Here is a 21,464-nt window from a genome sequence, read left to right as displayed (position 1 = left end):
CTAATCTCCATTTTCGGTAATTGGGATTAGCTTAATTTAGGACTTTAAAATTACCGTTTCATCTGAACTGGAGCAATACAATAGACGTAAACTTCATTTTATCTTCCATAAAAGAGTGTAAAAATTCGATTGGTTTTTAGTTTTATAATTATTTGAACCTTCTAATTCACTTAATTTCTTATTGTAAACTATCAGGAAATCAGCATTCTCCAGATTTTCTTTTCTGAAATCTGCAACTAGTTTCGTTCTACAAGGTAGTAATGCGAAGGCAATTGCTTGATGGGAATCCACTAAGTTTGGATTCATGAATTCTGGTATAACATAAATCATTTGGTTGAAGTGATTTCGGATCGGCTCTGATACCTCCTCCAATTCTTTAATAATTGAAGTTGCATCTCTATCAGTAATGAAGTTGGAATAAATATTTGCCATATCACTGTAATTCAAATACAGTTTCGTAACATTTTTAATTTCTTTATAGTTCCTTGAGATTAGAAGTAGAAATATAAATAGAGATATTATTTTTACAAAATTGATTCCCTTTATATTTCTAAATTTTGTCATCTTAGTCATTGCTCCAAAACAATGATCGATTTTCATTTTTACATTTACTCAAGCGTTGTCAACTAACTTGGGGAAGGAAATTAAATCTTTTAATTCCGAACCAACAGCCTTTAGCTTGTAAAATTGGTTTCAAATTTTCGATTTTCTTGATATTCTTTGTACCAATGCCAACATCCATAAAACGCAATGAGAAGAAAGATTACATATTCGATGGTCACAAAAGGAATATTCTTTAGAGAATACAAAACAATACAAACGATATCTACAAGAACCCACAAAAACCAAGATTCCAATTTTCTTTGGGCGAGCAGTAAATTGGCAATGATGCTTGTGACTGTAGTAAACGCATCCCAATATAAAAAGTCAGGTGGTTTTTGAAATATTTGAGGAAACAAAACTGGCAAATGTTTTGTAAGATACCCAAGACCAAAAGTTCCCACGAGTATAAGAAACATTAAAAACAAATTCATTTTTCGCCCTAATGAAACAATCTTCGTGAACTGGCCTGTTCGTTTCCTCCAAATGATCCATCCATAGATACTGGATCCAAAAAAATAGATTTGTAACAACATGTCTGAATACAATTGGATTTGGTAAAATAAAAAGAAAAAACAAATAGAGTTAAAGATTCCAATTGGCCAGGTGAGGATATGATTTCTGGAAGCTAAATACACACAAATTAGTCCGGAAGTAGTGCCTAGTAATTCCAGTAAGGACAAAGGATATCCTAACCAAACAAAGATCGTATAGTCTAAAGAGAAAAGTTCTTTGAGAAATCGTAGGTCTAACATCATTTCTAAATAAAGTGAATTTCTATTTTTTCTATCAGATTCAAAACAAGTTTAAAAATGAATTCCAAACATAACAAAGGAATACCGAAAAAAGTGGGTTTCGTTTCCTACTCGCTCAAATCCGAAAGAAATCTTCTTTAAAACCTTTTTCCCCAAGCCATTTGCTTTGTAATAAATTGTAACCGACAATTTCGAAATCTCTTTCGATCCATTTTCTATACTTCTTTTTGGTGCGCGAAAAAGCATACGGGTCAACAAAGGACATTTCTTTTTTCATCACCGCATAGTCTTCGTTTGTTGGCACCGTAAAATATAAATAATTACAATACTTAGCCATTTTTTCTAAAACTTCAGGTATCTGACTATCAGGTAAGTATTGGATGACTGAATTACAAATCCCGAGTTCAACTGGTTCTTTTTCCAATTTTGGCAAAACTAATGTTTCCAATGATTCATGGTAAATATGAAATTTATCTGAACGTTTGACCCAGTCTTTTTTTTTGAGTTCCTCATAGGCTTCTTTTGAAGCATCCACCGCATACACTTTAACAGGAGAAAATGTTTTCACCATTTCACGAAGAAGGATCCCCTTCCCAAACCCAAAGTCTGCAATTTTGTAAACTGGAATTTCCATAAGTTGGAAAAGAGACTTTAAATAGTCTGCATGTTGTTTGGCGTTATAAGAGCCGTCTACATCGAGACCACTTCCATAAATTTCAGACCAGTATTCGCTCCCAAACTTTTTGCCGTTTTTGCCGATACCAACTTCTTTTTGTTTTAAAAATCCTTTCATTAGAATTGGACTCCTAAACTTTGCAGTTCTTTAATCATCTCTTTTATGTACTTTGGTTCTTTGGTTAACTGATCCACTTCTTTTTGATATGCCTTTGTCACCATTTGATTGTCTTGTTTCACTCGTTTTAAATACACATCCAAAGTTTCTTTTGTGATTTTACTGGCAGGATAATCAGCCATAAGTGGGTGTGAAAAAAACCTTTGTTTAATCGAATCTTCCAAGTCTCGAATTTTCGATTTGATGATCCCAACGAATCGTTTGATCGAAGTATCATGGAAGGACACATTGGTTTGTTGGTTTGGGATGAGTTCGTCTACCTGGAGTTTGATTTCCAAAATTTCGGCAATGTTCATATTGTCTCTGGCACCAGAGAGTTTGGTCATCAGTTTTGCTTTTTTTTCGCGCAAAACAGGATTTTGTTCTTTGTCAGGATGAATGAGTTTCGCTAAGTTTTTGAATAAGGTATTGATGTCAGTACTTAACAACCGTTCTGCTTCTAATTGTTTTTTTTCTTTGTCCAATTGTGCTTTCGATTTCTTTTTGTCTTTGAATCCAGACTTTGATTTTCGAAAATACTCTGCTCTATATTCTTCGTATTTCTCACGAAAGTCTCTATACTTTTCTTCGTGAGATTCCCTTTCTTCATCTGAATCAAATTGGGTGCGATTGAAATCATCCAAATCAATGTCCATTCCAAAGGTTTGTTTGATCCGGGACTCCATTTGGTTTTTGTAACGAATCCGTTCTAATTTTTCAAATTTGGTTTCTAACTGGTCTCGAAATGGAGTATAAAACTCGGGGTCTTCCGCCAAAGAGTCGTTACACATATCCAATAAATACCGTCGTAAAAACTCTCTTTGCATTTTGCCAAAGGAAAGTTTTTCTTCGAGTAAAATGGAACACATCAGTTCAAAACGTTCTCTTTCTAATTGTTTTTGTTTGTTTAGCTCTGGCAAAACAACATTTAAATAGGTTTCATTTACTAATTGGAATAAAGGTTCAATTTCTCTCGAACGTTCCAGGGTTTCTTTATGTTTACGAAGCGCATCATTGAATTCTTTTTGTGCTTTGGTTTGGTTCGAAGATTCCCCTGTCCAGACTAAGGTTTCTTCTATCGTTTTTTGTCCGACAGAGGCATTCTCTTTTTTGGATTTGGCAGCCGAATTTGTCATTGTAGTTTCGGGATCGGAACCTTTTTTTAACGATGATTTTGTTTTGGGTTTCGGAGTTGGCATGTAAGGAAGAACTTGCCAGAAATAACTCTGGCAAGTGTTTTATCGAGTTGTTTTACGCTTTCATCAAATTCAAAGCAGCACCTGCTTTGAACCATTCGATTTGTTGCGCATTGTAGGTATGGTTCACTTGGATCTCATCTTTTTTTCCATCTTTATGATTTAAAACCAAACTAAGTGGTTTTCCCTCTTGGAAAGAAGTGAGTCCGATGATGTCGATGGAATCGTCTTCTTGGATTTTATCGTAATCATCTTTGTTGGCAAACGTAAGTGCAAGCATCCCTTGTTTTTTTAAGTTTGTTTCGTGAATACGAGCAAACGATTTTACAAGTACTGCTCTTACACCTAAATGCCTTGGCTCCATCGCTGCGTGTTCGCGAGAAGAACCTTCCCCGTAGTTTTCATCTCCCACCACAATCGATCCGATCCCTTGTGCTTTGTAAGCTCTTTGGGTTTGCGGAACTGGTTCGTAATTTCCAGTGATTTGGTTTTTGACTTCATTGGTTTTGCCATTGAAGAAGTTTGTCGCACCAATGAGAAGGTTATTGGAAATATTATCCAAGTGACCACGGAATTTTAACCAAGGACCTGCCATGGAGATATGGTCTGTTGTACATTTCCCTTTTGCTTTGATGAGGAGTTTCAAACCTTTTAGGTCAGTGCCTTCCCAAGCTTTGAATGGAGCAAGGAGTTGGAGTCTAGTGGAACCTGGATCAACTATGACTTGAACCCCAGATCCATCTGCTGCTGGAGCCACATAACCTGCATCTTCAACCGCAAAACCTTTGTTAGGAAGTTCTTCCCCGGTAGGAGGATCGAGTTTTACCTTCTCTCCTTTTTCATTCACAAGAGTATCAGTGAGTGGGTTAAAACCTAAATCCCCTGCAATCGCAAGTGCTGTTGTGATTTCTGGTGATGCCACAAAAGCGTAAGTGTTTGGGTTTCCGTCTTGTCGTGCTTGGAAGTTACGATTGAAGGAGTGAACAATTGTGTTTTTTTCCTTTTTCTCAGCACCAACACGTGACCACATTCCAATACAAGGTCCACAAGCATTGGAAAATACTTTTGCACCAATTTTGTGGAAGGTATCGATAAATCCATCCCGTGCAATCGTATACCTTACGAGTTCCGAACCTGGTGTGATGGTAAATTCTGCTTTGGTTTTGAGACCTTTGGAAGCCACTTGTTTGGCAAGGGAAGCCGCACGAGAGATGTCTTCATAAGAGGAGTTTGTACAAGATCCGATAAGACCAACTTCTACTTTGAGTGGCCAACCATTTTTCGTTGCCTCTTCTTTCATTTTGGAAATAGGAGTCGCAAGGTCTGGAGTGAATGGACCATTCACGTATGGCTCAAGAGTGTCGAGGTCGATTTCGATCACTTGGTCAAAGTATTTTGCTGGGTCTGCATACACTTCAGGATCAGCAGTTAAGTGTGCTTTGTACTTGTTGGCAAGATCTGCCACATCACTCCTGTTAGTAGAACGTAGGTATCGTTCCATAGAAGCATCATATCCAAATGTGGAAGTGGTGGCACCAATTTCAGCACCCATGTTACAAATTGTACCTTTACCTGTACAAGAAAGAGCTTCCGCACCTGGACCAAAGTATTCTACAATCGCACCAGTTCCCCCTTTCACTGTGAGGATCCCTGCTACTTTTAAAATGACGTCTTTTGCGGATGTCCAACCATTCAGTTTTCCTGTGAGTTTGACACCGATTGCTTTTGGCCATTTGAGCTCCCATGGAAGTCCCGCCATCACATCACAAGCATCAGCTCCACCAACACCGATGGCAACCATACCAAGACCACCCGCGTTTACTGTGTGGGAGTCTGTTCCAATCATCATTCCACCAGGGAAGGCATAGTTTTCTAAAACGACTTGGTGGATGATCCCAGCACCTGGTTTCCAGAATCCAATTCCATATTTATTGGAAACGGAAGATAAAAAATCATAAACTTCTTTGTTTTCTGTGACAGCAACACCAAGGTCTTTTCCCGATTCTTCTTTTGCTGTAATCAAGTGGTCACAGTGAACGGTAGAAGGGACTGCCACTTTTTTTCGGCCTGCTTGCATAAACTGCAAAAGAGCCATTTGAGCTGTTGCATCTTGCATGGCCACTCGGTCTGGTGCAAAGTCAACGTAATCAGCACCACGTCCAAAACTTTTGGAAGGATTTCCATCCCAAAGGTGGTTGTATAAAATCTTTTCTGTGAGAGTGAGGGGTCGACCCACAATCTTCCTGGCTTGTGTGATGGCCGCTTCCATTTTGGAATAACGAGCCGCGATCATTTCTATATCAAATGCCATCTGAACCTCTTATACCTATCAGACCGTAGGAAAAAAGGGAATCAATCGAAAATTAAACTACAGAAGCTAAAATCAGTAAAATTGGTTCTTTTGGCGAAGTGGATTGGGATTATCCGTCAATACGGACATACACTTCATCGGCTTTTAGGATGAGGCCTGTTTTGATTTCGATGAGCCGTGTGTTGACAAAAACTCCATCTTGATAAGGTGTCACAATTCCCGTGATGATTACATCTAATTTCAAAACCTCACCTATTTTGCGCAAGGTGGCAGTGTCCGTTGGAGAGTCCAAACCAAGACCTGCTTCTTTTAATACCTTATGGTTGGCGAGTCGATCCAAAACAAGGAATCTATCCTTTTTGACAAGTTCTGTTGTCAGTTTTTCAGCGAGGATTTCGCCGTAGGGACTTTTTTTCCCTTCATTGTCTAAAAATGTTAATACCACCAATCGTTGTGGCTGAAAATAAAATCCATTTTCCGAAAGAGAGAGAGCCAATTGTTCTAAAGGTGGTGTGGGTGGTTTTTTCGGTTTGGACTCACGTTCTTCACCCAAATAACATGCGCTAAAGAAACTTAAAAAAAAGAAGATAATAAAAAATTTAAAACGCAAGTTCCATCCCAAGTGAAGTAACATATTCATAAAACGATTTCCCATTGAAGGTATTTCCTACCATATATCCACCAGGTACTCCATAGAGGACACCATCTTTATAAAATTGGTTTTGGAAATTTAGAAAAAATGTGGTTTTGTGATTTCCAGTATGTTTCCCACGAAATGATGCAGAAAAAGTTTCGGGAGACCGACCATTCTGGTCTCTCACACGGAGAAGCGGATCATTAAAGACATTAAAAATTTGGTTCCCCACATACAAGGAATAGTTTTTGGAGGAACCTAAATAAAAAATAAAACCAAGCGAAGCAATATCTTGTGATGGCACAATTCCAATTTGATTATTGGATGCATTTGGCCTTTGGTTCACATAATTATAACGAACGTTGAGTTGGATTTTGTCACTGCCGAAAAAAAAAGAAAATTTACCACCCTCTGCCCCATAAGATGAAACTGGATTTTCTGTTTTTACATTATATACGGAAGTTTGTACATTCAAAAATGAGGAAGCTGCAAAATTACCTTGGTATTCGAACAATTGCTTAGGATCGTATAACGTGCGCTTGTTTGTCTCCAACTGGCGAAAAATCATCGTAGTGGATGGGTGTGTTGAAGTGGAAAACAAAGTTTGTGACAAAGCAGGTTCACCACTGAGTTTTGCGTCTAAAACAGAATACGTAGCAGGAGTGAAATCAAAATCAAATCTTGTGGAAGGATAAGAATTGAAATAACGTTTTAAGTTTTTTTTTTGTGTTTCTAATTGATTTCCGTTAAGAACAAGAGAAATCAACTTATCGTTGTTATCTATTTCGAATTCAGAACTTCTCGATTGCCCAGAATGACCGTTCCATGGGATTGAACGATTAGAAGAATCTTTTTCAACAAACGCTGGTTTTGTGGCATTGTCCAATTTTTTGACTTGGTTTTCTTGAATGGGTGTAAAGATCACAACCCCAAGAAGACCCAATCCAGAAAACAGTGATACAAAAAGAGACGTTTGTGGGGAATGCATAAAGAAACTGTTACAACATATTTCCTAATCCAAAAGGAATGTAAATCTATTTTTAAAATAAGAACATTGAGTCCCCATAAGAATAAAAACGAAACTGGTTCTGCAATGCATACTGATAAGCATTCATCACAAGTCGACTCTTGGCAAAAGCACTTACGAGTAATAACAAACTGGATTTAGGCAAGTGAAAGTTTGTGATTAGTCCTTGTACGGAATTGATTGTGTCTCCTGGCGACAAAAATATGTCAGTTTGACCCAGACCTACCTTATATTTCTGTTGTTGAGAATCAAATACAGTTTCGAGCACCCGTAACGAAGTCGTACCAATCGCAATGATCCGGCGTCCTTCTTTTCTGGCAGTGTTCAATCGGTTGGCTGTCCCTTCCGAGATCTCATATTTTTCTTTGTGTAAGGTTTTAGTTTGCCATTGTTCGGCGGTCAAGGGACGAAATGTCCCATAACCTACTTGGAGTTCCACAGGTAAAAATTCTGCACCGATACTTTGTAATTCCATCTTTAAGGAATCGGTAAAATGGAGGCCCGCTGTGGGCGCTGCCACCGAACCGGATTTTTTGGCGAAGATTGTTTGGTAACGAACTTTGTCTTCTTCTGTCACTTTGCGTTTCAGGTAGGGAGGAATGGGGATCGTTCCAAAAATTTCAAAGTCATTGTCAGTGACCGATTCCAAAGAAACCAAAACAGACAATTCATCTTTTTTCCCTTCATACCGAAAAGAAAAATTGGGGAATCCAACAGGTGACAAAATTTCACCTAATCTAAGTTTGGCTCTATTTTTTAAGATACAAGTCCAAATCCGACTCTCACCATCTTCTGCTTCTAAAAATATGGATTCATGGATACGCCCCGAGGGCACTTGTAAATACACCCGACGATAGGAAACTTTGGTTTCATTGTATACAAAGACATCCCCTGGTTTCACCCACTCTTTGATATCCCGAAAAAAGGGTGCTTCCCAAAATCGATCATTTGTTTTGTCTACTAATAACAACCGCGATTCATCCCGATTTTTTGCGGGGAAACGAGCAATTTGTTCTTCGGGTAAATGAAAATCAAATTCGTTTAAAAAATCCATGTTGGAATCACCTTAGGAAAACCTTGTCAATTAACCAGAAATATTGGGAATGGTAGGAGAACTATGTGGAAATTTTTTGAAACCATCGAAAGACAGGGGAAATGGATCCTCGGTGTTCTTTTTTTATTTTTATTGGTAAATTCCATCCAAAGGTCGGATCAAAAATCAGATTTTTTGGACTATTACCATGCTAGTAAACGATGGTCCACTGGAGAAAACTTATATCGTTTTGATGTCGCAACCGAACTACAAACCAAAATCAAAACCACAGAAGATTTGTTCCGTCCAGAGAACTTATCCCTACTCCTTGCCTTACAAAACGAAACGGCTACTTATATTTATCCTCCGCTGTTTTCCTTTTTACTCATCCCAATCACTTTTTTTTCCGAATCACAAGCGGCCCTTGTCTTTGAAGTCATTAGTTGGATTTCTTTGTGTTTGATTTTTTATATTCTTTTCCAAACGAAAGAACTCAGATCACAAGAAATCAAATTCCCTTTTTTACTTTTACTACTGACAATTTTATTTAATTTTCGATTCATAGAAAGCCACATCCAAAATAATCAAGTAGGGATCCTTCTCATCCTTCTTGTTTTGACTTCGATACTGATCAAAAACGATATTCTCAGTGGATTTTTACTCGCACTTGCCGTGAGTATCAAAGTAACACCTCTTGTGTTTCTATTTGTTTTTGTTTATGAAAAAAAATACATCCGCATCTTTTGGTTTGTCTTAGGACTTATCCTTTGGAACGCACTCCCTTTAGCATACAATTCTGAGTATGCAATTCGTATGTCTCATGAATGGATTACGGAGATATTGGGGAACGCATTAAACAATCCATTATTACGATCTTGGAAAAACAACCAGTCCTTACCGTCTACCTTAGCAAAATACTTTGTATCTGGTGCAGACTTCATCAACCAACCTACATACCATTTACCATTTTTTGAGTTATCATTATTTACCTTAAAATGTATCCAAATTGTTTTAATTTTCCTTTTTGGAATCCCACTACTTCTACTTTGGAGGATGAAAAATCAAACTTGGTCCATCGTATCTTTGTTATTTTTAGTATCTGCTTTATTCAGTGGTATCAGTTGGATTCATAGTTTTATCATATGCCTTGTCCCAATTTATTATATCCTAAACCAAGTGATGGTGACAAAATCAAACTCTCAGTATGGGCTATTTTTGATTTTAAGTTTACCTTTACTTAGCCATCGCACCTTTGTTGGCCAAACGCTAGAATCCATATTATCGATGTATTCGATTTTGTTTTATTCCACAAGTTTGTTGTATTTTTATATTGTTAGGTTTGCCCTTCATGAAAACAAAAATCGGAATTGATGTAAGGCCACTTGCTTACGGCATCACCGGGAATTCTCGGTATCTTGCTGAAGTATTGAAGGTATTATTGCCGAAACATAAAAACAAAGAATTTTATTTTTTTAGCAACAAACAAATACATCCAATATTTAATGACCTACTTGCACCAAATGTACATTTGGTGGTCGAATCAAAATCGATTCCTGGCCCAATTTATCTAAACTTGATTTTACCAAGACGTTTGAAACAAAATGGAATTGAAGTTTTCTGGGGCACAATCCAAATGTTACCGATTCGAAAACTGCCAATCCCTAGTTATGTAAACTACCATGATCTAAATTTTATCTCAGCGCCAGAAACAATGGCAAAATGGAATTATTGGCAACACAAACTATTGTCACCAATTACTATGAAAAATGCTGATAAAATATTTTGCCTTTCTAAAAACACGAAAGAAGAAATTATCCAATTTGAATCCGAATACCGGAACAAGTGTTTGGTGGTCTATCCTGGCGTCTCTAAAACAAAAACCATTGCTTCAAAAAATCAAATAAAATTCCCAAAAGATTTTTTCCTGACTGTAGGAACATTAGAACCAAGAAAAAATATCAATCGGTTGGTGGATGCATTTCTAGATTTCAAAAAAAAGAACCCTAAGGACAAACACTCTCTTCTCATCATGGGACGCAAAGGATGGGGTGAAGAAGGGACTATTTTATACGAAAAATTGAATGATCCAAAAATCAAATCTTTGGGGGTTCATTTCATTGAAAATCCAAACGAAAATACATTGGCTTTGGCCTTTCAGCATTGTAAGGCATTTTTCTTTCCTTCCTTACATGAAGGATTTGGGTTACCACTACTAGAAGCAATGTTAGAAGGGAAACGTTGTGTAGCCTCTGATATCCCTGTATTCAAAGAAATCCTTTCTGACAAATGTGATTTGTATGTCCCACCCAAAGATACAGAAGCATGGACACATTCCTTTCAAATGATGTCAGGACCTAAAAAAAATCGAATCCCCAAGTTCGAAGCAAAACTTTGGACTTGGAGCGAAACTGCTAAAAAAATTGAAGAGGTACTCTTCCAATGAAACAACTCAAAACCATCCTATCCAAATGGAAGGAATACAAATCCAAAAAAGAAACATCCTATTTTGGAACTTCATTGTATGATGAATTAACATCCAATCCAATTCCCTCTATCCTACTTGTTATTGGATCTATTTGTTTTTTCTATTTCACTCTCCCTTATATCCACTACTTAGGCCATTTTTTTTATTGGTTCGTAGGAGTTTTAGAAATCACGAAAGTGTTAAAGATTCCCTTTCTCGATGAAGTTCGATATTACCATTACCTATCTGTTTTTGTTTACTTTTATCTTTCGATTTCCCTACTCGTCGATATTAGTAAATTATTAAACCTTTGGAACAAAAGGACTGTTTTTGTAAAAGATGAACTATGGCAAATCAGTCATCATGGTTTTGGGAAACAGCTAAACCAATTTAAATTAAAAGAAGAAGGTTTGGTATTCACTTATGAACATGGTGGACTCAATGATTATTTGGGATGGAATCGTATGCTTTGGAAAAAAAATGGAGTGGTATTGATGAGCACACCATTTTTCTTTCCCTTTCGGAAAAACAAAACAATCGTGAATCGGATCTTAAATCGTTAACATAGGTTTTATTTTTGAAAAAAATCCTGATATCTCTTCTCCTTTTGGGTTTATTCCTATTTCATTTGAGGTACATGTCTCGTGCCTTTGATTGGGATTCCTGTGTTTACGCACTTAACATCCAAAAAGATCGAGTTGAATCTGCATTTTTTAATCCTCACCATTTGGGTTTTGAATCTTCCGGTTTGCTATATTGGAAAATGGTTCGATCTATTTATCCTACAACGGACATTATGTTTTTTCTAAGGTTACGGATCCTCAGTTTTTCCTTATTTTTTTTAGGATTGTTTATTTGGATTTATTACCGATTGTATAAAGACTTTGTATTAGCAATTGTCCTTGCCCTTGTGATTCAAGTGAGCCAGGCATATTGGTTTTATAGCTTACACAATGACACTCCCCTCATTCATTCCTGTTTGATGGCTTTATTGTTTTTACTCACAATCTATTTTCTAAGAAAAGGGCTCTCCAAAAAACATTTATTCGTTTTGTGGATCATCCAACTGTTTTCCATTTATTTCCACCAATCCAATGTAATTCATTTCGGTATGGTGCCAATGGCGATCTTTCTTTCACCAAACAGAAGTTTTGGGATCAAAATCAGAACGATATTCGTTTATTTAACTTGTTTGGGATTAGCCACAATTCTTTCTTATTTATTTGTCGGATTTATCATCTTAAAACGTGGACTTGGTCCCATTGATGAAAAACATTTTTCCTTTTGGATGTTTTTATATGCCGCTATCAATCGATGGGGAACAAGTTTAGGGGAAGACAAAAACTACGTATTGTACTTTTATCGTGGGATCGGTGACGCCTTCCTTGTCTTCCAAAATGTGATTCCCAAATTCCGAGTGAACTTATTTGATTTCCAAAATCCGAAACACCTACCCTATAATTTAAATCTTTTGTTCTGGATTTTTAGTTTGAGTTTGGGAATTTTGAATTTCCGTACAATGTGGGCAAAATACAAACAAGAAATTTTGATTTTAATGTTTTGGTTACTACCTTCCATTGCTTTTTATACTTGGTGGGAAGGATATTTTTTTGAATTTTGGGTAGGGACAACCATAGGTTTATGGATTTTCAATTCTTTTATCCTAAGATCTTTTCGTTCCGAATCACTTCCAAGATTTTCAAACGCAATTTTACATTCCACTTATACGTTTTTGTTTTTATTTTATTTTCTCACCAATTTCACATTCTCAACACTCCCAAGATCGATTGGACCAAAATTTGGTTATACAGAAGGAATCCAAGGACCTGTTGAAAAATTAGCAGAAGAATCAATTTACAAATAGGACAACACAAATGTTATTTAATTCCTTTGAATTTTTAGTTTTCTTTTTTATCACCATCATCATTGGAAATATTTTAAAAAACAGATGGCAACGTTTGTTCTTTTTACTCGCAAGTTACTATTTTTATATGGCTTGGCAGCCATCATCAATCTCTTGTTCGGCGATGGCAGATTCCGGCCTCAAATTCTTTACAGACCGTTTACACTGTGATTTCAAAATCAATCCTTATGTTTTCATTCTAATTTTTTCTACATTCATTGATTATTTTGCTGCAAGAGCCATTGAGAAAAAACAAGATGGGGATTCCCTTAGAGGTTGGTTACTTCTATTATCACTCGTTGTCAATATTGGAACATTAGGATTTTTTAAATATACAGACTTTTTACTCGGACTTCTCAACGACATTCATTTGTTTGGATCATTCCAATTTGCAAAACAAAACATCATCTTACCAGTTGGAATTTCATTTTATACCTTCCAATCCATGAGTTATACAATTGATGTTTACAATCGTAAAACGGAAGCTCGTAAATCATTTTTAGATTTCGCTTTGTATGTTGCCTTTTTTCCTCAATTGGTGGCAGGACCCATTGTTAGAGCGGAAACTTTTTTTCGAGATCTCGATTATCGATTGAGCGTCCACAAAGAACACATTGAAGCAGCATTTGCTTTAATTCTCATCGGTTTTACGAGAAAAATTGTTTTTGCTGATAACCTAGCAAAAGTTGTAGACTTTACTTTTGCCAATTATCAAAACCTAAACTCAATTGAAATTTGGACTGGTGCCTTGGCATTTGGTTGGCAAATTTACTTTGATTTTGCTGGTTATACCGATATTGCCATTGGTGTAGCACGATTATTTGGTTTTCAATTTAATGCAAACTTCAATTTCCCGATGTCATGCAAAAACATTGCGGATCATTGGTCTAGATGGCATATTTCCTTTTCCACTTGGATTCGAGATTATATCTACATTCCGTTAGGTGGCTCACGAGTAAGTGTATTACTTTACATTCGAAATATCATGATCACTTGGTTATTTGCCGGGCTTTGGCATGGTGCTGCATACCACTATGTGGGTTGGGGTATATGGCAAGGAGTGATGTTACTCATTCATAAGTTTTATGGTGATACATCGACCTCCAAATTCTTGAATGAAAAGGGTGGCAAAACATACGAACTATTTTCAAGAATATTCACCATGTTTTGTTTGGCATTTGGTTTTATCATGTTCCGGGCAGAAACAATGGAAAAAGCAATCCCCATGATGAAAGCACTTGTTTTTATCAATGATGTACCGATTCTACAATGGTCCAATTATCGTTATGGAATTCTGCTTGTGATTTGTTTTACTGCGAGTTATGTTTTTTCAAAAAGACAAATTCCTACCCTACTTACGGGAAGTTGGATGAAATATTCTATCTTTGTGATCGTAAACATTCTCTTATTACTTTTATTTGGAGTCACTGAAAGCCAGAATTTCCTCTACTTTCAATTTTAATTATGAATTTAACCAAAGAGACTTTATTATTTTTCAAAGACAAAAAAATCATCACGGTGATTCTCTTTTTATTGGTGTTTGAATCCCTTCTACAATTGGGTGTTTACAAACCGTATCTGAAAAAAAATTCATATGCATCCAATATCAACCGTGTCACGGAACATGTGATAAGCCATAAAGAGGACTTAAATCCGAATATATTAATTGTGGGAACTTCCGTCGCCTTTGAAGGTATCAGTGTCCGGATTTTAAATGAAAAGTTGGCACCACTTGGTTGGAAAACGCAATCCGTCGCCATCCGTGGTTCGGAACTCATCGTCCAACACCGAATCCTTGAAGAGTATTTAGACCAATTCCCTGATGTAAAAATCATCCTACATGTCATGGAACCAGGAATGCCTTGGGTAGATCGAAAGACTGCTGTAGAACCAACTTTAGCTATGTTGTCGGAGTTGGGAAATTTTAAAGCTATCCCCACCTTACGTGAATTTGAGTATGATCTTGATTTTTCGAATTATTTATTCTTGGCCTTCAAATCGATCGCATATAGAAAGGATATGTCAGACCTAGTTATCAATTTTAATGAAAGAATCAAAACGATCGTAAGAACAAACAAAAACCCAAATCTAAATCCATGGGATTATGAAAACGATCATCCAGAATCTATTGACGAATATAACCTTATCAGTGTTAAGGATTGCTTAGATCGTCTTGCTCTTCACTTACCGATTGAAATACCAAACGGATCCAACCCAGATCATAGACGGATGTTATTTGAAACTTGTAATGTAGCAAATGTTGTTCCGAAAGACACAAACGCAACTGAAAATACAGAGAGATACTTTCGCCGAATGACAAGGATGTACAATTTCATTGGCCAAAAGAAAATTCATATATATAATATCTTTGCACCTTACTCAGATGTGATTCGAAAAAACAATGATGAAAATCGAATGAAAGTTTGGTATGATGGTTTAACAAAATCGTTAAAGGACTTTCAAACATTAGATGCGATAGACTTACAAGATTCGTTAGGTGAAAAAAATGGAGAGTATTGTTTTGATTTGATCCATTTAAATGAAAAAGGAATGGTAAAGTTTTCCAATGTTCTGGCAAAAGAATTGGAGAAAAAACTTGGAAAACAATAATCTCACTCTAAATGATCTACAATCAGAAGTTGACCAATGGATCAAAACAATTGGCGTACGTTATTTTTCTGAGTTAACCAATTTAGCAATCCTTGTGGAAGAAGTTGGAGAACTCTCTCGGCTTATGGCAAGAAAGTATGGAGACCAATCATTTAAACAAGGTGAATCTGCAGACCAAATTCCTAATGAAATAGGTGATATCCTATTTGTTCTTACTTGTCTTGCAAATCAAATGGGAATTTCTCTGGAAGATGTGGCTCAATCCACAATCCAGAAGAATACAAAAAGAGATCTAAATCGTCACAAAAATAATCCAAAACTTTAAGTCGTTCTACTCTCTTCCATAATGGGGATACCCGCTTCTCTTCGAATTGCATTCCAATAAGCTCGCAAATGTGCTGGGTGAGAATTCATATCGGAAATACAATATTCAAACTTCTCCTTAAAAACCGGATTATTTTCTAAATGCATTTCATACTGCTGAAAATCATTTAACATAGATTTAAAGAATTCTTTTTGACCGACAAAATCATAATCTTCACGGAAAAACATGTATGCATGAGCTAAATCATGTAACAAGTGTTCAAATGCATCTCGTTTTCCTTCAACGAGAGCTCCCGATAATGCATGATCCCAAGATATCGTTGCGTAACGAACCCCACGGCTTTGCGACTCTAACATTTCAAGTGAAGTAGGATTGTAATCAATGAGTCGGATATCCCACTCATTGGAATGCCATTTCCATAGCGCATAACGAACAGTATCTGGCATTCCATAAAACCGAACCACCTCAAGGAAATCATTGACTAACGTTCGTTTTGGCAGTTTTTGACCCATCCTTAAGAAAGGGTGTTTTTTGACTCGTTTTTCAAGGTATAATAGAATGATCTGGAAACTAACATCACATTCCGATAGAGTTTGATCATAATAAGATTGTTTAAGTTGTAGCAAACTGGATTGTAATTCGATGGCTTCTACAGAAACTTCCGATTCTGGAATACAAATCTTTTTAAAAGATCCAAAGATTCTTCCATTGTCGTGCGGCATAATTATTCCGTTAGCCCATAATAATCTGTGCCATGGTGGAACAACCCTCCAAATTCGCCTCCTAGGAAAAACAAAGTTCCATCAGAAAATTTGACACCACTATGTTTTGATATACTATTTCTAGCCATCCCCATATCATAAAAACTATTACTTTTACCATAGTCTAACTTTTCAATTGTGCGACTAGGTTCGCTGGTATTATAACGATACGCGCCACCAAAAAATAAAATACCACCATCAGGTAATTCTTGTGCATCACTCCACTCTCTTCTGTAAACAGAGTTTGCAATGGTAACAACTCGATTTTTAGAAAAATCATATAACATTGTTGCATTACTTAAGTTAGAAAGTTGTGCACCATAAATCAAAACATTCCCATCTGAGAGTTTCAAACATTTTAAAGCTCCAACTGCTATGGGTAAGTTTGGACCCCAAGAAAATGTTTCTGTTACTGGATCAAAAAACTCTGTTGTATCCATGGGTGCATAAATTCCATTCGTGCCACCGATCGTAAAAACTCGCCCATCATTGAGTAAAACCGAACAGGAAAAGGAACGAGGACTCTTCATTCGATTTGGCAACTCAGTGAAAACCTCTGTATTTGGATCATAAATTTCTGCTGAATCCAAAGTAATAAAAAAAGATGGAAAAATTTGACTCACTCCACCTAACACTAAAACTTTCCCATTTAACAATCTTACAATGTTATGTACAAATCGAATTTGGTTCATATTTCCTGTTGCGGAGAAAGCAGTTGTATCAGTATCCAAAATATAACTTCCGTTTAAGGAAATGGTTGCTAGAGGTGGGATTCCTCCCGTGATAAGCAGTCGTTTCCCATCCAACATAACTCCTCTTTCCCCTCTCAGGATTGAAGGTAAACTTGGATTCGTTACAACAAATTGATTAGCTCCTTTTCTAAGGATTTCTGCATTGGAACTATAACCATAAATCGCAATTACATCGCCATTTTCATTTTGGAATGCCTCAAATTCAGCTCGACCATAGTTTAAATCTGGCCCTTTCACAAGTCCAATCAACCGCACAGTAATTGAATTCGTTACAGAATTTTCTGCTTTGTCTTTAGAATCTTCAAAAGAAAAAACAATAGTTCCTGGAACATTTGAAACAAAATTTGTCTCAAAATAAACACGAAAATTTGAATCGTTTATCTTCTGAATTGACCGGATCACGATGGAGGAAGCCAATGAACCTGAAAGTTTAGGAGGAGAAAAATGTGAGAGAGGTTCGGAACTACTGAAATCCCAGTACCTTTCTGAAAAAAATGTATAGTCTGTAATTGGAATATAATTATTTAAATTAACAGTTGGTAGCTGTGTATCGATGACAATTGGAAAAGTATCTTCTTGTAATGTCTCACCGAGACCAGAAACAACACTTTGTAAATTTAATTCATATTTACCGTCAAAAATCAATGGGTCAAATTGAACCCATATTTGGTCATTGCCTAATTTGGTGAATGTAATATTAGAAAAAGTTGTTTCATTTAATGAAGTTAAAAAATCTGTATCAACAGCAGATAATTCCCGATTGCATTTCAATAAAATTTGATTGATGTTTCCAAAGGATTTCATATTCGATCGTTCTGCACAGGAAAATGGTTCATTCGTAAATGCCGCACTTAATATCAAACTCGTCATTGACTTTGGATCAAACGCATTTTTAAATTCGGATGGCACTACACAACCGACAAAGAAAACGAACAATGGAAGTATTAGTTTATTCAAAACTATACTCCTCTGTATTGGCGACAATCGCACCAATACGACCACCTAATATCATTCCACCACCAGTGGATGTATATGGCAAATCACATCCATCCCAACGAGCATTCAAAGATCTGCCGGTCAAATAAAAATGTTGTGAAGATTCGGACCAAGATTCCGTATCTAATATAGAATCAAATGTATTGCCATTGACAGTTCGATACTCAAGTCCACCCGCAATCATGATCTGATCTTTTCCATAAGGAAACACAAAGGAAGTTCCCCATTCCCGACCAAATAATAAATTTTTATGATCACGAATTGTATCAGCGGATGGATTGTAAATTTGTGCTCGTAAAATTGGCTGGTTATCATCAAACCTTGAAGAAATGCCACCTAAGATCAAAATTTCCCCATTCAAGGTAGGATGCATAAAATGATTAAACCTTCTCACAACTTTAGCACTGGATGTGGAAAGCGTCTTCGTTTGGATATCATACAATTCTATGGAATCAATTGCTCTTGCATAATAATCTGTGCTCGCAGGTCCAGTAATGTCCGATCTTTCTCCACCAGTAATGATCACTTTGCCTGTGTTAGTGGACATAATCTGAGCCTGTTTGGCTCTCGACTCCGCTAGATTTCCGATGTATTCCACAGTCATATCAGCAGGATTCGGAGTTACATGAATCAGTTCTACCTCGGAAACAGTTTGGAACGCTGGGAATGGGTTCAAACCACCCACTACAAGTACATTCCCATCTGGTAAAACCGTCATCTTATGAAGTTGCCTAGGAGTATGTAAGGAAGGACCCTCTATCCATGTATTGGTAACAGGATCAAATATTTCAATGGATGATAAACTATCATTCGGACCCACGCCAACTTTTGCCCCAAACCCTCCCGAAACAAGCACTCTTCCATCTAAAAGTTTCACAATGGAAAATTCTTGCCTACGGTAAACCATATCCGGACCAAAAGTAAATTCTTTCGTAACAGAATCATAATATTCCATACTACTCAAAGTACCATTCCCATTGATCACAACTCCACTACGAGCCCGACCCCCAAGAACGATCTTACGTCCGTCGTCTAACTCCATACCACCGCAGGACCTTCTCGGTAAATTCATATTGGGTCCACTTTTGAATGCAAATACTTGAACTGGAACCATAAGAGTCCCTTGTGTATTTGATGCTTTGTCTTTTACACCTTCCAAACTGATCGATAAAATTCCACCATTCGCATTTGGATTACCAGCAAATAACAAGCGTATGTTCCTATTTGACACGATCACATCTGAAACAACTAAACTGTTTTTCGCATTACCTGACAAACTGACTTGGGACAAATTACCTTCCCAAACAATATCTTCATTTGCTTCAATGTCTAAAAACCCTGATTGCAATTCCGAAATATCAATACCATTCCCTGTTTTTAACTGCAATAGTGGTGGATTTGCATCAATTTCAAATTGAAATGTTTCCGGATTCACGATCAGTGCTTCATTTATGTAATAGTCCTTTAAATTGAATGTAAATTTTCCATTGGTTATAGAAGGATTCATTCTGACTTCATATAAAAATTTACTACGAGTAATTACCTGTTTAATTGGATTGATACCTTCGTCCGAAATCGGTAAACTAAATCCATTTGAATTAGATGAAAAATCATGGTTTGTGGAAATATATAAGATGCCTCCTGGTTGCACCTTATTGGATGAGAAATCCATTTGAATGACTTTGTCACTGCCCAAAAGTAGTAAACCCAAACTCACAGGTGAATTTGGATCAAACAAGTTTGTTCCAGATGATATTTTACAAGAACAAAGAAAGATCAAAAAGACTATATTTTTAATCTTTTCCATAGATCTCTACCCTTGCATCAGTAAGTGCTGAATCACCGAAAATTGCGATCCCTTTCGATGTTAGGATTGCCGAATGATCGGAACGAGGTAACATCATTGTATCTACTATAAAATTTTTCCTTTCAAAATGATCATATAATTCCAAAATTCCAGACTTATAGTAGGTATCCACACCTCCTGTAAAAAATACCTGTTCATCCGAAAACTTCGAAATTCCGCTCCCATTTTTGAATCGGCTAGCGAAACCTAACGAATATGTGGCGGCATTCCTTTCATTCCACGATTCAATCGATTTTGATCCAGTTGCTTCACGAATGTTCCCTCCAAAAATAACATAATCCGAGTTAGGCATCTTAACATAGGTTACATTGGACCTCCCAGCGGGGAAAGATCCTGATAATGTTTTTAGAGTAAAACTAGAAGTATCAATACTATATACCCGATTAGAAAAAAGGGCGAACTGATCTAAACGATCTCTCCCTCCAAAATAGAGAACACGTGTATTGGCTTCATCATACTCTGCTCTATGAAAATGAATTCCAATCGAAAAATCTGAAGCCGCTCCGATAATTGACGAGGTAAATTCACTTAATGAAATATATTCATGATCGTTGGCAATGGCATCTGGCTCGTTCCCTACTTTAAATTGACCACCAGATACCAATACATCTCCATTGTTTAAACAGACCATTGTATGGCCAATCCTACGTTTCTGCATCACAAATGGTAATTCATCCACGGTCCGATTCGTAGTGTCTATCATATAGATTCGATCTGATAAATCTGAATCTGCGGTAGGATTTCCTAACTTTGATTTGCCGCCAGAAACCACAACCTTACCGCTGTTCAATCTACAAATGGAAAGCCCCATCAAATTTTGATTCAAGGGTGGTAATAATTCCGTTAAACCAGTTTCAGGATTCCAAATTTCAACAGTGGACAAAGTGGAGCCACTGGGATTCACCCCACCGACTAAAAGAATCCTTCCATCTAATAATTTTTCCGTTGTGATATAACCTTTTGCTTCTGATATCGAACCAAAAAATCTAGGATAAGGAAAACGAAATGTAAATTCTTTTCCATAAAAATCATATCCCTTTAAATCTTTGGGGCGAGTGATCAATATTGAAACTGGGTCCCGCCATTCAGAGCGAGATGACACCGAAAATAGAACTCTCAATTTTGTATCTGAGAGTGAATATACATCTCTTACGATTAAATCGCTTTTATAAGGATCTGAAATTTGGAAATCTGATTTTGAAAAATAAATTGAAACAGGTTCACTTAGATTCAAATCTAAATATTCAGTTTTAACAAATGTTGGGTAATCACTTTCTAAATAACGAGTTGTGATTTTGAGATCCGTACCAAAACCAATCCCAAATAAAACAGCAGCCGATCCACCGAGTAATGATTTCGGATCGAAAATATTTTCTTTTGGTGCGTTCACATTACAAT

Annotated in this window: 19 protein-coding genes; 7 read left to right on the top strand and 12 right to left on the bottom strand. The window is 36.7% G+C overall.

Going from position 1 to position 21,464, the window contains the following annotated elements; genetic code table 11:
• Window positions 1–93 precede the first annotated feature (93 nt).
• The 8 genes from EHQ59_RS04455 to queA form a co-directional block, all read right to left on the bottom strand.
• Complete coding sequence (locus EHQ59_RS04455; protein WP_135617936.1) at window positions 94–600, bottom strand: hypothetical protein; 507 nt, start codon at window positions 598–600, stop codon at window positions 94–96.
• A 74-nt stretch (window positions 601–674) separates the two neighbouring features.
• Window positions 675–1,358 (bottom strand): nicotinamide riboside transporter PnuC, encoded by a 684-nt coding sequence (pnuC, locus tag EHQ59_RS04450; protein WP_425270116.1) that lies wholly within the window; start codon window positions 1,356–1,358, stop codon window positions 675–677.
• A 112-nt stretch (window positions 1,359–1,470) separates the two neighbouring features.
• A complete protein-coding gene (locus tag EHQ59_RS04445) occupies window positions 1,471–2,148 on the bottom strand; it encodes a class I SAM-dependent methyltransferase (protein ID WP_135617934.1) in 678 nt (225 codons plus the stop codon).
• Complete coding sequence (locus EHQ59_RS04440; protein WP_135617954.1) at window positions 2,148–3,323, bottom strand: hypothetical protein; 1,176 nt, start codon at window positions 3,321–3,323, stop codon at window positions 2,148–2,150. Before EHQ59_RS04440 ends, EHQ59_RS04445 begins: the two co-directional genes overlap by 1 nt.
• Window positions 3,324–3,438: 115 nt before the next feature.
• A complete protein-coding gene (locus tag EHQ59_RS04435) occupies window positions 3,439–5,694 on the bottom strand; it encodes an aconitate hydratase (protein ID WP_135617933.1) in 2,256 nt (751 codons plus the stop codon).
• 109 nt (window positions 5,695–5,803) lie between these two features.
• Window positions 5,804–6,334 (bottom strand): FlgO family outer membrane protein, encoded by a 531-nt coding sequence (locus EHQ59_RS04430; protein ID WP_135617953.1) that lies wholly within the window; start codon window positions 6,332–6,334, stop codon window positions 5,804–5,806.
• On the bottom strand, window positions 6,294–7,316 hold the full coding sequence (locus tag EHQ59_RS04425) for a hypothetical protein (RefSeq protein ID WP_135617932.1): 1,023 nt from the start codon (window positions 7,314–7,316) through the stop codon (window positions 6,294–6,296). The genes EHQ59_RS04430 and EHQ59_RS04425 overlap by 41 nt, the downstream gene beginning before the upstream one ends.
• Window positions 7,317–7,368: 52 nt before the next feature.
• Window positions 7,369–8,409 (bottom strand): tRNA preQ1(34) S-adenosylmethionine ribosyltransferase-isomerase QueA, encoded by a 1,041-nt coding sequence (gene queA, locus EHQ59_RS04420; RefSeq protein ID WP_135617931.1) that lies wholly within the window; start codon window positions 8,407–8,409, stop codon window positions 7,369–7,371.
• 63 nt (window positions 8,410–8,472) lie between these two features.
• On the opposite strand from queA, the gene EHQ59_RS04415 reads away from it, so the two are divergent.
• The 7 genes from EHQ59_RS04415 to EHQ59_RS04385 are packed head-to-tail and all read left to right on the top strand — an operon-like array spanning window position 8,473 to window position 15,690.
• A complete protein-coding gene (locus EHQ59_RS04415) occupies window positions 8,473–9,759 on the top strand; it encodes a glycosyltransferase family 87 protein (protein ID WP_135617930.1) in 1,287 nt (428 codons plus the stop codon).
• Window positions 9,737–10,831, top strand: a complete 1,095-nt coding sequence (locus tag EHQ59_RS04410) for a glycosyltransferase family 4 protein (RefSeq protein ID WP_135617929.1) — start codon at window positions 9,737–9,739, stop codon at window positions 10,829–10,831. The genes EHQ59_RS04415 and EHQ59_RS04410 overlap by 23 nt, the downstream gene beginning before the upstream one ends.
• On the top strand, window positions 10,828–11,415 hold the full coding sequence (locus tag EHQ59_RS04405) for an LIMLP_18675 family protein (RefSeq protein ID WP_135617928.1): 588 nt from the start codon (window positions 10,828–10,830) through the stop codon (window positions 11,413–11,415). The genes EHQ59_RS04410 and EHQ59_RS04405 overlap by 4 nt, the downstream gene beginning before the upstream one ends.
• A gap of 14 nt (window positions 11,416–11,429) precedes the next feature.
• On the top strand, window positions 11,430–12,716 hold the full coding sequence (locus EHQ59_RS04400; protein WP_135617927.1) for a hypothetical protein: 1,287 nt from the start codon (window positions 11,430–11,432) through the stop codon (window positions 12,714–12,716).
• Window positions 12,717–12,726: 10 nt separating this feature from the next.
• Window positions 12,727–14,217, top strand: a complete 1,491-nt coding sequence (locus EHQ59_RS04395; protein ID WP_135617926.1) for an MBOAT family O-acyltransferase — start codon at window positions 12,727–12,729, stop codon at window positions 14,215–14,217.
• 2 nt (window positions 14,218–14,219) lie between these two features.
• On the top strand, window positions 14,220–15,365 hold the full coding sequence (locus EHQ59_RS04390) for a hypothetical protein (RefSeq protein ID WP_135617925.1): 1,146 nt from the start codon (window positions 14,220–14,222) through the stop codon (window positions 15,363–15,365).
• Window positions 15,352–15,690, top strand: a complete 339-nt coding sequence (locus EHQ59_RS04385; protein WP_135617924.1) for a nucleotide pyrophosphohydrolase — start codon at window positions 15,352–15,354, stop codon at window positions 15,688–15,690. Before EHQ59_RS04390 ends, EHQ59_RS04385 begins: the two co-directional genes overlap by 14 nt.
• Here EHQ59_RS04385 and EHQ59_RS04380 read toward each other — a convergent pair.
• From EHQ59_RS04380 to EHQ59_RS04365, 4 genes are read right to left on the bottom strand one after another with little or no spacing between them, the layout of a single operon-like run.
• The gene (locus EHQ59_RS04380) at window positions 15,687–16,412 is read right to left on the bottom strand and encodes a hypothetical protein (protein WP_135617923.1); all 726 of its coding nucleotides are present in this window, start codon (window positions 16,410–16,412) and stop codon (window positions 15,687–15,689) included. The two genes, EHQ59_RS04385 and EHQ59_RS04380, sit on opposite strands and share 4 nt — an antisense overlap.
• Before the next feature lie 2 nt (window positions 16,413–16,414).
• The gene (locus tag EHQ59_RS04375) at window positions 16,415–18,160 is read right to left on the bottom strand and encodes a Kelch repeat-containing protein (RefSeq protein WP_135617922.1); all 1,746 of its coding nucleotides are present in this window, start codon (window positions 18,158–18,160) and stop codon (window positions 16,415–16,417) included.
• Window positions 18,153–20,006: a Kelch repeat-containing protein gene (locus tag EHQ59_RS04370; protein ID WP_135617921.1), complete on the bottom strand. Its 1,854-nt coding sequence runs from the start codon at window positions 20,004–20,006 to the stop codon at window positions 18,153–18,155. Before EHQ59_RS04370 ends, EHQ59_RS04375 begins: the two co-directional genes overlap by 8 nt.
• Window positions 19,993–21,456: a Kelch repeat-containing protein gene (locus EHQ59_RS04365; RefSeq protein ID WP_244245379.1), complete on the bottom strand. Its 1,464-nt coding sequence runs from the start codon at window positions 21,454–21,456 to the stop codon at window positions 19,993–19,995. Before EHQ59_RS04365 ends, EHQ59_RS04370 begins: the two co-directional genes overlap by 14 nt.
• Window positions 21,457–21,464 lie beyond the last annotated feature (8 nt).

Origin of the sequence: Leptospira kemamanensis (assembly GCF_004769665.1) — a bacterium.
GTDB classification, from domain to species: domain Bacteria; phylum Spirochaetota; class Leptospiria; order Leptospirales; family Leptospiraceae; genus Leptospira_A; species Leptospira_A kemamanensis.
This window is presented reverse-complemented; position numbering and strand designations above follow the sequence as displayed.

What these genes read in the sequence shown, in the direction of transcription:
- EHQ59_RS04455 (WP_135617936.1), bottom strand. Translation starts at nt 600, where the DNA reads ATGAAAATCGATCATTGTTTTGGAGCAATGACTAAGATGACAAAATTT.
- EHQ59_RS04370 (WP_135617921.1), bottom strand. Translation starts at nt 20,006, where the DNA reads ATGGAAAAGATTAAAAATATAGTCTTTTTGATCTTTCTTTGTTCTTGT.
- EHQ59_RS04380 (WP_135617923.1), bottom strand. Translation starts at nt 16,412, where the DNA reads ATGCCGCACGACAATGGAAGAATCTTTGGATCTTTTAAAAAGATTTGT.
- EHQ59_RS04430 (WP_135617953.1), bottom strand. Translation starts at nt 6,334, where the DNA reads ATGAATATGTTACTTCACTTGGGATGGAACTTGCGTTTTAAATTTTTT.
- EHQ59_RS04395 (WP_135617926.1), top strand. Translation starts at nt 12,727, where the DNA reads ATGTTATTTAATTCCTTTGAATTTTTAGTTTTCTTTTTTATCACCATC.
- EHQ59_RS04390 (WP_135617925.1), top strand. Translation starts at nt 14,220, where the DNA reads ATGAATTTAACCAAAGAGACTTTATTATTTTTCAAAGACAAAAAAATC.
- EHQ59_RS04410 (WP_135617929.1), top strand. Translation starts at nt 9,737, where the DNA reads ATGAAAACAAAAATCGGAATTGATGTAAGGCCACTTGCTTACGGCATC.
- EHQ59_RS04415 (WP_135617930.1), top strand. Translation starts at nt 8,473, where the DNA reads ATGTGGAAATTTTTTGAAACCATCGAAAGACAGGGGAAATGGATCCTC.
- EHQ59_RS04405 (WP_135617928.1), top strand. Translation starts at nt 10,828, where the DNA reads ATGAAACAACTCAAAACCATCCTATCCAAATGGAAGGAATACAAATCC.
- EHQ59_RS04445 (WP_135617934.1), bottom strand. Translation starts at nt 2,148, where the DNA reads ATGAAAGGATTTTTAAAACAAAAAGAAGTTGGTATCGGCAAAAACGGC.
- pnuC (WP_425270116.1), bottom strand. Translation starts at nt 1,358, where the DNA reads ATGATGTTAGACCTACGATTTCTCAAAGAACTTTTCTCTTTAGACTAT.
- EHQ59_RS04435 (WP_135617933.1), bottom strand. Translation starts at nt 5,694, where the DNA reads ATGGCATTTGATATAGAAATGATCGCGGCTCGTTATTCCAAAATGGAA.
- EHQ59_RS04440 (WP_135617954.1), bottom strand. Translation starts at nt 3,323, where the DNA reads ATGACAAATTCGGCTGCCAAATCCAAAAAAGAGAATGCCTCTGTCGGA.
- queA (WP_135617931.1), bottom strand. Translation starts at nt 8,409, where the DNA reads ATGGATTTTTTAAACGAATTTGATTTTCATTTACCCGAAGAACAAATT.
- EHQ59_RS04425 (WP_135617932.1), bottom strand. Translation starts at nt 7,316, where the DNA reads ATGCATTCCCCACAAACGTCTCTTTTTGTATCACTGTTTTCTGGATTG.